Source organism: Dietzia cercidiphylli (assembly GCF_014145145.1).
Lineage (GTDB): Bacteria > Actinomycetota > Actinomycetes > Mycobacteriales > Mycobacteriaceae > Dietzia > Dietzia natronolimnaea.
Window position 1 is genome coordinate 1 of the sequence record NZ_JAALEA010000342.1, and the last position, 15,221, is coordinate 15,221.

Here is a 15,221-nt window from a genome sequence, read left to right on the forward strand (position 1 = left end):
AGCAGCAGTCACACCGGCCCGTGAATCAGCGGGGTTAGTGTTATTTAGTGTGACTGAAGTTGTGATTCCGCCCGTGGCCGTGCCCGAAGTCGGACAGATTGTTACCGTGCGCGGGGCCAACTGGGCCGTCGTCGACGTGCAGCAGCAAGGGTTGGGTCGGAGCACTGCCGACGATGCTGCCTCGCAACTTCAGCATGCAGTCACCCTCCAGTCCGTGCAGGAGGACAGACTCGGGCACGAGCTCAGAGTAGTTTGGGAGCTTGAGCAAGGTCGCAGCGCGCTGGCTCACCTCGGTCTTCCTGTGGATATCGATCCCGAGAGGTTCGACGATCCCAATAGGCTCGCGGCCTTCATCGACGCGTTGCGTTGGGGCGCGATCACCAGCGCCGACGATGGCACGGTCCAGGCCCCATTCCGCAGTGGTGCCAACGTCGAGCCGTACCAACTCACTCCACTCAAGCGAGCCTTGGCGAGCCCGCGCGCCAATTTGCTGCTCGCTGATGATGTCGGCCTTGGCAAGACGATCGAGGCCGGTCTGGTAATCCAGGAGCTCCTCCTGCGTCATCGCGCCCGGACCGTGCTCGTGGTCTGCCCTGCGGGCCTGGCCTTCAAGTGGCAAGACGAGATGCAGGAAAAGTTCGGCCTCGACTTCACCGTCGTCAATTCGGAGACCATGAAGGATGTACGCCGATCCCATGGCGTCCACGCGAACCCGTTCACGCTTTTCCCTCGGATCATCGTCTCGATGGCATGGCTGCCCGGGCAGCGGGCTCAGCGACTGCTCCGAGCCGCGTTCGCCGACACCACCCAGCGCTTCGCCTTCGACATCCTTGTCGTCGACGAGGCGCACCACGTGGCCCCGAGCAGTCCGGTGCGCACCAATAAGGTCGGGCAGGAGCGCAGGGGATACGCGGTCGACTCCCAGCGGACCCGCGCCGTTCGAGAGATCGCAGAGCGGTCTGAGCACCGTCTTTTCCTCAGCGCCACCCCGCACAACGGATACACGGAGTCGTTCACTGCACTTCTGGAGATGATCGATCCCCAGCGGTTCGTCCGCGGCAACAAGATCGACCCGGTGGCCCTTGATGAGGTCGCGGTTCGTCGCCTCAAGAGTGATCTTAAGGAAGCGAAGGGGTTTGTCGAACGTAAGGTCAGCCAGCTGCCGTACACCCCGACAGCCGGCGAGTCCGCGGCTTACGACCGACTTCTCGCCTTCACCCAACGGAGGGACAAGGCAGTCGCTACGGACGACGGGAGCCGCTCGGCTAGGGACATGGCGACACTGCTGCTGAAGAAGCGGTTCTTCTCCTCGCCCGTCGCATTCGCACGGACCATCGACGTCTACCGCGACACCCGCACCCGGGGGCTCGACCTCGAATTTGACCTCGACTACGACGAGATTTTCGGTCCCGACTCCGACGATCTAGAGGAGGGCAAGGTCGACCAGCCCGAGCTTGAGGCGCTGCGCGAGGCGAAAAGCTCGCTACCCCCTCTCACCGAGGAAGATGTAGCAGATCTCGACTGGCTCAGCGAGTGGGGCCACCGGTTCGATGGGCGGCCCGACTCAAGGCTTGAGGCGCTGCTCTCGTACGTCGAAGGCACGCTCCGATCGCATGGCGACTGGAGCAACGAGCGCCTCGTCATCTTCACGGAGTATGTCGATACTCTGCGGTGGGTCCGCGACATCCTGCGCCAGCAAGGCTACGAAGACGACCGTGTCGAGATCATCGACGGCGGCACGGAGGCCGAGACCCGTGAACTGATTCGCGCCCGTTTCAACGAGAACCCAGCCAAGACGTCTGTCCGGATCCTGCTGGCCACCGACGCGGCTGGCGAGGGCATCGACCTGCAGAACCACTGCCACCGGCTGATCAACTTCGATATCCCGTTCAACCCTAATCGCCTTGAGCAGCGAATCGGCCGAGTCGACCGCTACGGCCAAACCAGGGCCCCTGACATCCGCCACTTCGCTCCGGTCACCGGTGGCGAGAGCGCGCTCAGCAAGGACGTCGACTTGCTGGCCCGCGTCGCGGTCAAGATCGACCAGATCATGCGCGACCTGGGCTCGGCGAACGAGATCATCGCGCCCGACCTGCAACGCCAGTTCGGAGGCGAGGTGCTCAAGAGTCGCCGCGCCCAGGCAGAGAAAGATCCGATCGCCGGCATGATGGGCGGTGAAAAGGTGCTCAACGCAGAGTTGGCACGACTCGAGCAGAATCTCGCCGAGAGTCGAGAGAGACTCCACCTTCGCCCCGAGAACCTCCAGCGCGTGGTCGAGACCGCGTTCGAGCTCAACCATCTTCCGCCGCTTGAACTCGTCGGGTCCGAAGATACTGATGTACCTGTGTTCCGACTGCCGAATCTGGACAACTCCTGGGAGCAGGTCACCCGCGGTCTCTACACCCGCTTGGACGAGAAGAAGACCAAACCCCGTCCGATTTCCTTCGATCCTCAGGTGTTGAAGGAGGACCCTGAGGTCGTCTATATGCATCTTGGTTCTCCGCTGCTCCAGCGCTCGACTCGGCGCCTCCGCTCCGCGCTCTGGGGCGGTGACCGGGCGTTGGAACGAGTGACTGCCACCGTCGTTCCCGGCCTTGAAGAGTCCTACGCCGTCGCAGTCACCCGGCTCGTCCTGGTCGGGCGTGCCGGTTTGCGCCTCCATGAGGAAGTGTTCCTTGCCGGCACCCGGCTCGCACGCCGGCAAGCAGTGGGCGAGCACCGTGCCGAGGAACTGCTGGAGTCGGCGCTCGACCGCGCAGACCTCGTGGGTGTCGCGCCGGCGTTTGCCGCGCAGATTGCCGCGGCCTGGAACACCGAGAGAGACGACGGCCTCCGCGCCCGCGTCCAGCAGGCCATCGGCGACCGCGCCGCGCGACGCCGCAGAGACGTTGAAGCACACCTCGTCGACCGGCGCGAGACAGACCGCGCACGCGTACATGAGATCTTCGATCGGTTCCGCCAGACGCTGCGTGGTGCGCTCAGAGAGGCGGAGGTCATGGACGGCGACCCCCAGCTCACCCTGTTCGAGGACGAGCGCCGCCAGAGCGAGCGCGACCTGCGAGAGATCCGTCGTCGCATAGACGCCCTGGACGAGGAACGTGACCGGGAGCTAACGGCCGTTGACACGCGGTACGACGACATCCGCACATGGGAGTTCCCGGCCGCCGTGATCTTCGCCCTTGCCCCGCACGACGTGGAGAACGGACTGGCGATTCGATGAGGAAGCGCACGCTCAAGAGTACCGACAATCACAGCGACTGGCTTTCTCAGGTCGACGTCGACGGACCATTCCTTGCCTACCCGGTACTCAAGGACATGTGGCCCAGCGGCGTCGACCGTCTCGGCGACACCGATGACCGCTTAATGATGTTCAAGCAGGCGTACGCCCAATGGCAGCGCGCCTTCGACCACTACGTCGAGCAACCCAAGACACCCGAGTCGAAGGATGCCTACGACGTCGTACGGCGGGCCTGGATAGACGTCGTCCTTTCCGGCATGGCCGAGTGGAACGACCTATTCTCGGTTTCGGACATCGCGGTCCGCTCGCCAGGCGAGCAGATCACCGTTGCCGCGACCTGCGCGCTCAAGGGGCGCGAGGGCGAAACGGCAGCGTTACTGCGGGTGTGCGACCCCACCTCCGGTCTGCGCAACGCTGGCCTCGACGGTTGGGCGGCCAACGAAATCGACCGCCTGGCCATGTTGCTTCGCAAGGCACAGGTCGAGGTCGGCATCGTCACCGACGGTCAATGGTGGGCGCTGGTGTGGGCCAAGGACGAAAAACCAACCGGCTCCGGAATGGTGAACGCGCTGACGTGGGCCGAGGAACCGCTAATTCGCGACGCGTTCTTCACTTTGATCAACCAACGCCGCTTTCGTGCCTCCGACGCCGAGCAGCGCCTGTCCCGGCTCTTCGAGCGCAGCGAACTTGAGGCCGAGGAGATCACCGAGGCGCTCGGCACCCAGGTGCGCCGGTCAGTCGAACTCCTCGTCCAAGCCTTCTCCGAGGCTCGACTTGAGGCAATCAAGGCGGGTAATCCGGATCCCCTCACCGAGAAGCCGGACGACATCTACCAAGCTGCCGTGACCGTGATGATGCGGATCGTCTTTCTGCTCTTCGCCGAAGAGCGCGACATGCTTCCAACCGAGCAACTTTACTGGGACTCGTACGCCATCAACGGCCTCCTCGATAATCTTCGTGCACAGGCGGCCGGCGGGGAAGAGCACCTCGATGAGAGCTACGACGCGTGGCACAGGCTGCTCGCCGTCAGCGAGGCACTGCACGGCGGAGTCAATTACGACGAGATGCGGATGCCCGCGTACGGCGGTTCGCTGCTCGACTCAGAGCGCTTTCCATGGCTTCATGCCACGGACAGTCACGGGCTCCGACTCAGAGTGTCCGACCGCGTAATGCTTCATGTGTTGGAATCGGTGCAGTCCGTCGTCGCAAACGGTGAGCGGCGCAGGATTTCATTCCGCGAGATCGACGTCGAGCAGATTGGTTATATCTACGAGGGCCTCCTTGGATATTCCTGCGCCGAGGCCGCCGACGACATCATCCTCGGTCTCGTCGGAAAGGACGGTGCAGAACCGGAGATCGCATTAGCGACCATCAACGACCTGTACGACGAGCACGGCGGCGACTCCAAGGAGTTCGCCCGCGCGCTCGTTGCTTGGTTGAAGGTGAACCAGCCCGCAGCGACCGGGAAAAGCATCTCCGCACTGACTAAACTGGTCGAATGGGAAGCGGCCGGCGATGATCGCGCGGAACTGGTCAGGATGCTGGCCCCGGTCGCAGCCGGCGACCGAGACCTGCTGGAGAGCCTGGTCAGCTGGGGAAACCTAATTCGCCGCGACTTGCGCAACATCCCACTGGTCATACCCGTCGGCGGCCTTGTCGTGATCGAGACGCCATCGCGTAAAAATGCAGGAGCTCACTACACACCTAGGTCTTTAGCCGAGGAGGTCGTGTTCCACGCCCTGCAGCCACTCGTATACGAGCCGGGACCGCTTCAGACCAATGACGATCACGAATGGAAGCTTAAGTCTGCCGCCGCGATTCTCGACCTGAGGGTCGCCGATATAGCGGCCGGATCTGGTGCGTTTCTTGTGGCCGCAGCCCGATTCCTCTCGGAACGTCTCGTCGAGGCGTGGATCGACGAGGGCATGCTCGACAAGTTTGCTTTAGATGCCGAGGAGCTGCGCCGCCACGCGCTGCGGGAGGTAATAGCCCGCTCCCTCTACGGCGCTGACATTAACCCGATGGCCGTCGAGATGTGCAAGCTGTCCCTTTGGCTGATTTCCATGGACAAGACCAAGCCGTTCTCGTTCGTCGACGACAAAATCTTCTGCGGTAACTCTCTTCTTGGCCTGACCTCGCTCGATCAGCTGCGCGATCTACATATCGCGCCGAATCCAGCGAACAAGCAGCAACAACTTCTAATCGATGTTGATACGAAGATTTCCGCTGCGACTCGGCTGAGACTGGAGTTGGCGAGTCCCGTCGACGACCGAGACCCGATGCGGTCTTCGCGAGCGAAGGCGCGATTACTGGAGCAGTTCCGGCAGACGACCGCTGAGCTCCGGCTCATCGCGGATGGTATAATCGCTACTGCGCTGCCGTTAGGCGGAAAATCGGGGAGACAGCTTGATGACGCTTACAAAACGCTGTCCTGGCAATTGCATGAGGCCTACCCGGTCGACGGTTCATTCGGCGACCCGACGAAACTTCTCGACCGCATCGCTTTGGGTTTGACGCCGACAGTCGAGACCGACTATGAGCGGTGGCAGCCGTTACATTGGATTATTGAGGCCCCGGACGTGATTGTTGAGCGGGGTGGATTCGATGCGATCATCGGAAATCCGCCTTTTCTGGGATTTAAGAAGATCACTCCCGCGATGGGCAAGAATGTCCGCGACTTCATCGTGAACGTTTCTGCGGCAAAGTCGCCGGGCAAGAGCGATCTGGTTGCCTATTTCGTCCTTCGCGCGTGGCTGCTCCGGAGATCTAGCGGAGTTGTTGGAATGATAACGACCAATACAATCTCGGAGGGTGACACTCGAGAGTCGTCCTTGGATCAACTTGAACGCGTTGGCATGCGAATCTATCGCGCGTTCAAGAGCAAAAAGTGGCCGTCCGTATTCGCGAGCCTGGAGTACGCTTCGGTGCATATGACGGCGGTAGTGCCTGAGCGGGGTTGGCAAGCGACGGTAGGCGGCATCCGGTGTTCTGGGGTGACGACGCTTCTCGAGCCGGTGGGGCGCATGATTGGGAAACCAATACGGCTACAAGCCAACGTTGGTTTGGCATACCAAGGCGCCATACCTCTCGGCACCGGTCTGCTGGTGTCGCCGGCTGTCGCGGCTTCTTGGATCGACGCAGACGGGCGTAACCGCGAGGTTCTCCGACCATACCTCAGTGGCGAGGACGTTAATTCGCGTCCCGATCTGTCGCCATCCAGGTGGGTGGTCGACTTCGCTGACTGGGAGAAGGAGCGTGCAGCGCGCTACACGTTGCCATTTGAGCATGCTTCAATTAACAGCAAGGCGGCACGAGCGAACGACAAAAATCCGGAGCGGCGGGAGAAATGGTGGCGCTTTGCGCAGTGGGGACATACCTGGCGTGAAGCCGTAAGCGGCTTCGATCGCATGATGGTCTTGACTATCGTCAGTAAGCCAGTGATGCCGGTCCGCGTGCAGGCCGGCGTGGTGTGCAGTAACGCACTGGAAGTGTTCACCGTCAATAGTGACGCGCATCTTGCAATCTTTTCCTCAACCTTCCATCACACATGGGCGGTTACCTACGGGTCGACCCTGGAGACGCGGGTTCGCTACACCATCTCCGACGTTCTTGAAACGTTCCCTATGCCTAGGCTGACTGATCGTCTAGCGGAGGCGGGGCGACTCCTTGAGTCGCACCGCGAGCGAGTGATGCTTGAGCGAAGCATTGGACTTACGGCTGTTTACAACGATGTGCATGACCCGTACTGCCTTCGCCCCGAGATAATTCGACTTCGGGAGATCCACCTAGAAGTCGATCGAGCGATGCTTGAAGCTTACGGCTGGCAAAATATCGAACTTAGACTCGACTTCTCGGAGTATCGCCAGGCTGTCAGATGGAGTTGGCCAGACGTTCTCAGGGGCGCTCTCCTCGACAAGATGCTGGAAGAGAATCACGAACGCGCCCGATCCGAGGGACAGGATGTGCCGACCCAGGATGCATCGACAGGACAGGACATACTCCTCGCATGAGCGTCAGTGCATCAACCGTCGTCCGTGCCGACTTAGTGGCGTTGATCGAGCAAGAACTGCTCGGTCCGCGCAACGGCCCCGAGGAGGAGATTAAGGGGACGCCGCGTGCGGCGTACATGGTCGGTTCTCTGGCGCCGGTCACCATCGACCCCGCGCTGGAAGCCACCGCCGGAGTTGACGACGGTTCGGACCCGGCAGAAACAGGTCTCACCCTCAGCGACCTGGACCCTGTGGCCAACGGCCAGTCCGGCGTCCCGGTACCTACGGATGAAGATCCCGCCGAGGATGGCGAAGAGCGGGACGAGGGTGCGAAGGGCGCGTTGACGCATCCCTCATCGATGGGCCTGCGGTTCCAGGTCCCACGCGATTGTGGGGTCCTGACCGTCACCGCGTCATGGGGCCGCTACGAGTCGTTCCGTCAGGAGAACGAAGACGGCCGGAAGGTCCAGTTTTCGCGGCGCATCCCGTTCGAGCGTACCGCCGAGATCGACGTACGGAATCACGACAGCCATGTGGCGCTACCGCCGATCGCGATCGATGCTGATGTGACGCTGCGGGTGGAACTCTATCCGCGAGACGACCGCACAATCGTAGAGCTGGCGGTCTCCAATGACCGCACCACCGCGCTGGACGCACCGCCGGGGGATTGGCTCTTCCAGACCAAACTCAAGGTCGAGGCCAACAGTGGCGACGCTGTGTTTCTGCCGACGCGTGACGTGCTCGCCGATGGCTATGACGAGCTCGACCCGGAACGTCAGCGGCTCGACCTGCAGTACCGCCACCGGCTCGAGTTCGCTATCGGCCGCACGGCCTCGGTCGCTTGGGCGGAAGGATTCGATGCTGAGGGCGACTCACTGCGGCGCGCAACCTCTGTTGAGACGCTCTGGCTGCCGACAGCTGACGTTCCGCAGACCGTCGCAGGCAGCGGGGGCGAGGCAGAAACGGCGATGCGGGTTCTCATGGGCCTTGAGCATGACGGTGTCGAAGAGGCCTTTATGTCGCTCGTTGACGGCTACCGGGAGTGGCTCGACAAGCAGGTTTCGATAGCCGCTCACCTACCGAATCACCTTCAGGGGATCGCGGAAGAGGCGATCGGTGAGGCGGGACTCGTGGTGTCTCGGTTGGAAGCTGGGCTCGAACTACTCAAGACGAACCCGCAGGCGCTCCAGGCATTCCGGTTCATGAACCAGACCATGCGTGACCAACGGATGCGCTCTCAGGTTGCCGCGAAGCGGTCCGAGCGCGGGACGCTGTCGATTGAGGACGCGGTCGCTGAAGTAGAGAAGGTCGGCGACGACGCGGCTCGCTGGCGACCGTTCCAGCTCGCGTTCATTTTGCTGCAGTTGCCGGCCCTCGCCGACTCGACCGACGGATTCCGCAGCGGTCCTGCCGCCAACGTCGAGCTGCTGTTCTTTCCAACTGGTGGCGGTAAGACGGAGGCGTATCTCGGTCTCGCGGCATTCACGTTCGCGATCCGACGTCTCCAAGGGGTCATCCAGACCGACGACGGAGCCTTGGACGGAGGCGACGGCGTGGCGGTCCTCATGCGCTACACGTTGCGCCTGCTCACATCCCAGCAGTTCCAGCGAGCAGCTGCGCTGGTGTGTGCTGCGGAGCTGATGCGTCAGGCTGATCCGTCCACCTGGGGCGACCGGCCCTTCAGCATCGGCCTGTGGGTCGGTTCGGCCGTCAGCCCCAAGCGCTACGCCGACGCGAAGGAACAGGTGGAGACCGCTCGACAGGACACCGCAAAGACGCACGGGCTGACCGTCCTCCAGTTGCAGCGGTGCCCGTGGTGTGGCTCCAAGATCGATCCGAAGCGGGACCTACACACCGTCAGCGCGACTGAGCGGATCGAGGTGCGCTGCGGTGACCGCAAGGGCCTCTGCCCGTTCTCCCTCGACGGGGGCGCGGGTCCATTGCCAATCACGACCGTCGACGACGAGCTCTATAGGAATCCGCCGACGTTCCTCCTTGCCACGGTCGACAAGTTCGCTCGGCTGGCCCGCGAGGGTGAGGCAGCCAGCCTCTTCGGGTATGTGTCCGAGCGGTGCGCGCGCCACGGCTACCGTCATCCCGACAGCCGAGGTGCGTGCAAGGAGTCGTCTCAGTCGCACACCGCTAGAACAGTGGGTGGCGTCAGTTACCCGAAGGTGACCTTCCAACCGGTGAACCGTTTGCGTCCGCCGGACCTGATCATCCAGGACGAGCTGCACTTGATCACCGGCGCGCTCGGAACAGCAGTCGGTGTCTTCGAGAACGCTGTCGATGTGCTGTCCTCTTACGAGCAGGATGGCACTACCGTTCGTCCGCTAGTGGTTGCGTCTACGGCCACGGTGCGGAACGCTCTGAACCAGGTCACTGCGCTTTACGGGCGTGGGGTGGCGGTCTTCCCGCCTCAGGTGCTTGACGTGCGCGACACCTTCTTCTCAAAGGAGAAGGACGTTTCGGATGACAATCCGGGACGCAAGTATCTCGGGGTCTGCGCCCACGGCATCAGGCTGACACTCGCCGAGATCCGGATGTCGGAGGTTCTGCTGCTGGCAGGTCAAAAGCTCCTCGACGAACACGGCGACGCAGCGGACCCTTATCTGACTACCGTCGGCTACTTCTCCGCCACGCGCGAACTGGCCGGCATGCGCCGATACCTGGATGACGATGTCACCACGCGTGTCGCTGGCAACACCGAACCGTTCCCGCGCCGAACCACCGACTGGACCCGACTCGCGATCGGCGAGCTCACCTCTCGGATCTCGGCTGAAGAAGTCTCCAAAACGCTCGACCGTCTCTCGGTCCCGTTCGGTGATCGCTGGACAACCCGGGGGAAGGCCGCTTATGGCAAGGCATATCGAGCTGCGCTTGAAGCAAAGCTGCCGGCACCAAAGTCTCCGCCGTCCCCCTTTGACGTGGTCTTGGCCACGTCGATGCTTCAAGTCGGCGTTGACGTTCCAAGACTCGGTCTGATGCTGGTTGTTGGGCAGCCGAAGAACACCGCCGAGTACATCCAGGCTTCGTCACGCGTTGGTCGTGATGCCCGAAAGCCGGGGCTCGTGGTGTCGCTCATGAACTGGTCACGCCCCCGCGACATGTCGCATTTTGAGTCGTTCAGACACTACCACGAGACGTTCTATGCACAGGTCGAGGCCCTGAGTGTTACTCCCTATTCCGACACTGCAATGGAACGGGGCTTGATGGGCATGATGGTGAGCGCAATTAGGGTCCTCGACGAGGGCCAGCCTTCGTCGCTGTCCCCGGCTGTCGGCGCTGGGGAGGTACTCAGCAAACTGTCTGCAGCTCAGAACATCGTCGACCGGTTGATCACAAGGGCACAGCCTGCTGCGCCGGATTCGCAGGCGCTCGATCGCATGCGTCAGAAGCTGCTTCAACGCCTTGATCGTTGGTACGAGAAGGCAAATGAGTATGGTGGCTCTCTCGTCTATGAACGTCCCCGAAAGGACCAGGTCGAATGGCCGCTCCTGATCAGCCCAGAGACCACCGTGACGACGCCGGCAGACCGAGTGTTCGTCGTCGCCAATTCGATGCGAGAGGTCCAGCCTGAGTTCAATCTTCTTGTGAGCCCGGCGCCGGCCAACCTTGCATTCAAGGAGCCGGCTGCTGCCCCGACATGGGAGTTCCCGAAGGGAGATGACGCGTGAGCGACGCACATGACGAATCCGGGGCAGCAGACGGTGGCCTGGCGCCAATTACTGTCGGATTGGCGGAGCTCAACCCGATTGCTGACATCGAGGGCAAGACCACCAAGAACCGCAGCAAAGTTGGTTCGGTGCGCCCGTCAGCACTGCTTTACACCTCGGGCATCGGTGCCACCGTCGACCTGCCACACCTTTCGGTCATGCCGCACGGTCTGGACGCTTGGCAGCGCTACTACGACCGACGTCCCGGGGGCGCAGACCTGGTTGTCGAACCACGCCTACTAGATCTGGTCCGGGCCTATCTCGGCGCCCAAGTGACCCAGCTCCGCAAAGCACCGTGGGCGCCCGAAGCGCCAGGCGGGTTTGGAGACGAAGCGATCGACCTCGGAATCCCAGCACGAGTCTTCCCCCAATGGTTGCGCTGCACAGGGTGTAACCTGCTCGCGCCAGTCAGTCACCCGATCTTCGAGTTCAAGAACGTGCTGAAATACCGGCCGGACCAGGCGACGTTCATTCACAAGGACTGCAAAGGCTGGAGCCCGGGCTCAGGCAGGGCGAAAGCTAGAAAGGGTCGGGAGCAAGCAGCGGTGCCTGCTCGCTATTTGATCGCCTGCGTCAATGGTCATATCGACGAGTTCCCGTACGTCGCGTGGGTTCACCGCGGTCGCAACTGCCCGAACGCCAAGATTCCGCAGCTCCGGATGCGTGAGTGGAAGAGCAACCTTGGTCCTGACGTCCAGATCAGCTGTCTGTCCTGCGATGCTCGGCGAGGGATGCTGGAAGCTACTGGCCCTAAGGCCGCCGAAAAGTTGCCGCACTGCCGTGGCAGGCACGCGCACCTGGACGCTTTCTACCAGTGCGATCAGTCGGGAAAGCTGATGATGCTTGGGGCAGCCAACCAGTGGTTCGCCTCCACGGTTGGACTACTCGCCTTGCCCCGCGAAGAAGTGGCTTCCGTAATCGACCTTTTGCCGGTTCTCCAGGCACTTCCACCCGAAGTCATCGCATCAGCGACCGCGAAGGAAGCGCTTGCCGGATTCCGCGGATGGGCTGGGAGCCTCACACAGAACGAGATCTTTGGGAACGCCACCGACGATGTTTTGTGGGAGGCGATAGAGACGCTGAAGGGCGCTGTCATCCCGGCCCCAGCCGCTGCGGTGAGCACCGATCCAAGTGACATCTTGTTGCCTGAGTGGCTCGTGCTCACCAACGAGGAGAAGTACACCAAGCATTCCGGGTCGGCGGACTTCCGTGCTGTCCGCCGAGCGGTACCTGAGAGCTTGATGCCGCTCATCCCTGAGGTTGTGGCCGTCGAGAAGCTCAAGAAGGTCAACGCATTTGTCGGTTTCACACGGATTGATGCGCTCGACCGTATCGACGACAGCAAGAACAGGGTCGCGCCGCTCACCCGCGATGGCCGACCGACCTGGGTGCCAGCTACCGAAGACCGTGGCGAAGGTTTTTTCTTGCGATTCGACGAACCGACCGTGGTTGCATGGGAGAACAAGATCCTTGAGCTGGATATCTGGGAGACGTACCGCCGTGCTCACGAGCTCAACTTCAAGCGCCGGACCAGCAAAACTTCCGACAGCACGATTGATCCCGACAGCCGATTTCCGCCACCACGGTATTGGGCGATCCATTCGCTGTCTCACCTATTGATCAGGGAAGCGGCGATGTCGAGTGGCTACGGCTCGGCCAGTCTCACCGAACGGATCTACGCATGGCGTAAGGACGGCGACCGCCCGGCTGCGGCCGGTTTGCTCATTACCACGACGGCGTCCGACAGCGAAGGAACGCTCGGTGGTCTTGTCGATCTGTCGCGTCCGGAACGACTTGGGGCGCTTGTCCACGACGCGATCAGGCGGGGCGGTCGATGCTCAAGTGATCCGGTTTGCTCTCACCGGCGCCCTCGGGGCAAGGAGGATTTCCTCCATGGCGCCGCCTGCCACTTCTGCCTGTTCGTCAGTGAAACCAGCTGTGAGCGAACTAACCGGTTTTTGGACAGACGATTGCTCCTTGACCTGATGGTGGACCCCGACGTCGCTACGCCGGGACTGCTGCTCCCGATTCTTGGGGACTGATCGGTGACGCCCGTCGCCCGACTGGGCGAACTGCTTACTCCCGCCGAGGCAGGAGCGATTGCGGCCGCCCTACGTCAGCAGCGGCTGCCACACCTAGCCGCGCAGCGTGCCTTCGCAGTCAACCGACCCGAGGTCAAGGCGCTGCTCACGGCCCTGGCCTTGGAGGCAGGAAGTGTTGAGCTAGCAGCTGCTGTCCTCGACGGAATTGCCGCCGTTCCCCGAAGGCCAGGGCCCGAACCGGTCTGGACCGCCCCAACCCTGCCGGGCCTAGGCGGTCGAACGACGCTCGCCGTCGCCGAACTGATCAACAGGGCGACCGCGACTGTGTACGCGGCGACCTACTCCGCCGGCGCCGGATCGGATTATGTCCAGGCATTGGCACACGCCATCGATCGTGGAGTCGCCGTCACCGTCATCGTCGACCGTGGAATGCAGGAGAAGAATGGTGGCGCGGTTCCCAAGACGCTTGCTGGCGCGAGGGTGTGGGTGTACGCCCCAGAAGTGGTGGGAGAATACGTACCTCTTCAGCATGCGAAGCTCGTCGTCGTTGACCGAGCCTCCGCACTGGTTACCAGTGCCAACTTCTCCAACGCCGCCGCAAAGCTGAACCTTGAGTGCGGCCTCCTCAGCCATGATGCGGCCGTCGCGGATGACCTCGTGCGACAGTTGGAAACCCTCTACGAGCACGGTGCGCTTGTCGCCTACTGAACGACCCGAAGGTTACGGCTATTGACTCATGCTCGAGGATGTACACATGCGCTCTGTGGGACTCTTCGCTGGTATCGGTGGCTTCGAGGTGGGTCTCCAGCGCGCCGGCATCGATACTGAGCTGCTTTGCGAGTACTGGGATCCCGCAGCTAACGTGCTGAAGAGGCGGTTCGACGCCGACCTCGTTGGCGACATCCGTGACCTAAAGTCACTCCCATCGGTTGAGGTTGTCACCGCGGGGTTCCCCTGCACCGATCTAAGCCAGGTCGGCCGGATGGCCGGGATCGACGGTAACGAGTCCGGCCTCGTTCGAGAAGCCTTCCGCCTTATCGAGAAGACGCCGCCGCGATGGGTTGTTCTTGAGAACGTGCCGAACATGTTGAGCCTCGGTGGGGGAGCAGCCATGTCCTTCATCGCTGAATGGTTCGAAGAGAGAGGATGGAACTGGGCGTATCGGACCGTGGATTCGCAGAACTTCGGTTTGCGTCAGCGCCGTCGCCGCGTCTTCTTGGTTGCGTCTCGGAGCGAAGATCCCAGGGGGGTTCTCTTCAGCGAAGAAGCAGGTCCGCCACGACCCAGGGCCAGCCACAGCGCTTACGGCTTCTACTGGACTGAAGGAAACAAAGGCGTCGGATGGGGTGCGGGGGTGACGCCCACGCTCAAGGGGGGATCGAAACTCGGAATCGCATCACCGCCCGCTGTGTGGAGAGTGGGACAAGAAGTAGGTGAAGCAATCGCGCGTCCGAGCATCGAAGCGGGCGAGCGTCTCCAGGGTTTTCGATCAGGGTGGACAAACGGCGTTGCCAAGCAAGGCGTCCGATGGAAAATGGTCGGGAACGCAGTGTCGGTGCCAGTGTCCGAATGGATCGGCCGCGGTCTGCATAGCCCGAAGAGTCCGGTCGACGTAGCTCGGCGTCCGCTTAGTGCAGGGGGGCGATGGCCGTCGGCAGCGGCGTCCCTCAGTGGGATACGGGAAGCGTGGGACCTCTCTGAGCGGCCGGTGGACAAGTCGGCGCCGCAATCGCTGACGGGGTTACTGGACAAATATGGAGTCCAGCCACTGTCGTTCGGTGCAGCTAACGGTTTCTACACCCGGCTTCAGGCCAGCACACTGCGAGTTCCTGACGAGTTCCGCGACGCGCTTGCCAAGCACGTCCAGCATGTTGGCGCTTCGTGACGCGTGGTTAGGTGTGCTGACCGGGGAGGTTGGTTAAGCGGCTGACCGGTGGCTGGTTCCCGCAGGCGGTGTGGGGCCGGTGGTGATTGTATTCGTGGATGAAGGCCGGTAGTCGGTGCCGGCGTTCGTGCTCGCTGGAGTAGCAGCGGGCGTAGCCCCAGCCGTCGGCGAGGGTGCGGTGGAAGCGCTCGATCTTGCCGTTTGTTTGCGGGCGGTACGGGCGGGTCTTTTTCACACTGATGTCCAGGTTTGGCAGGTGTTGTGCCAGATGCGGGACTTGTAGCAGGCACCGTTGTCGCTGAGTGGCAGATAGGGCTAGTGGGTACGCCTAGTCCGGCGATCCGGTACTTC

6 protein-coding genes and 1 pseudogene are annotated in these 15,221 nt (G+C 62.2%); 6 read left to right on the forward strand and 1 reads right to left on the reverse strand.

Annotated elements, in window-relative coordinates:
- Window positions 1-49 precede the first annotated feature (49 nt).
- Genes drmD through G6028_RS12310 form a run of 6 tightly spaced genes read left to right on the forward strand, consistent with a single transcriptional unit; the run spans window position 50 to window position 14,870 of the window.
- On the forward strand, window positions 50-3,220 hold the full coding sequence (gene drmD / locus G6028_RS12285; RefSeq protein ID WP_338404213.1) for a DISARM system SNF2-like helicase DrmD: 3,171 nt from the start codon (window positions 50-52) through the stop codon (window positions 3,218-3,220).
- Entirely contained in the window at window positions 3,217-7,248 is a 4,032-nt protein-coding gene (locus G6028_RS12290; RefSeq protein ID WP_182659033.1) for an Eco57I restriction-modification methylase domain-containing protein, read from the forward strand. Before drmD ends, G6028_RS12290 begins: the two co-directional genes overlap by 4 nt.
- Window positions 7,245-10,904 carry a DISARM system helicase DrmA gene (gene drmA, locus G6028_RS12295; RefSeq protein ID WP_182659034.1) on the forward strand — a complete coding sequence of 1,220 codons (3,660 nt, stop codon included), beginning with the start codon at window positions 7,245-7,247 and terminating at the stop codon, window positions 10,902-10,904. The genes G6028_RS12290 and drmA overlap by 4 nt, the downstream gene beginning before the upstream one ends.
- Complete coding sequence (drmB, locus tag G6028_RS12300) at window positions 10,901-12,985, forward strand: DrmB family protein (RefSeq protein ID WP_182659035.1); 2,085 nt, start codon at window positions 10,901-10,903, stop codon at window positions 12,983-12,985. The genes drmA and drmB overlap by 4 nt, the downstream gene beginning before the upstream one ends.
- 3 nt (window positions 12,986-12,988) lie before the next feature.
- Window positions 12,989-13,693 (forward strand): DISARM system phospholipase D-like protein DrmC, encoded by a 705-nt coding sequence (gene drmC / locus G6028_RS12305; RefSeq protein WP_338404214.1) that lies wholly within the window; start codon window positions 12,989-12,991, stop codon window positions 13,691-13,693.
- A gap of 28 nt (window positions 13,694-13,721) precedes the next feature.
- Window positions 13,722-14,870: a DNA cytosine methyltransferase gene (locus G6028_RS12310; RefSeq protein ID WP_241730724.1), complete on the forward strand. Its 1,149-nt coding sequence runs from the start codon at window positions 13,722-13,724 to the stop codon at window positions 14,868-14,870.
- A gap of 7 nt (window positions 14,871-14,877) precedes the next feature.
- Here G6028_RS12310 and G6028_RS12315 read toward each other — a convergent pair.
- Window positions 14,878-15,173: pseudogene (locus G6028_RS12315) on the reverse strand (integrase core domain-containing protein); the annotation flags it as partial.
- Window positions 15,174-15,221 lie beyond the last annotated feature (48 nt).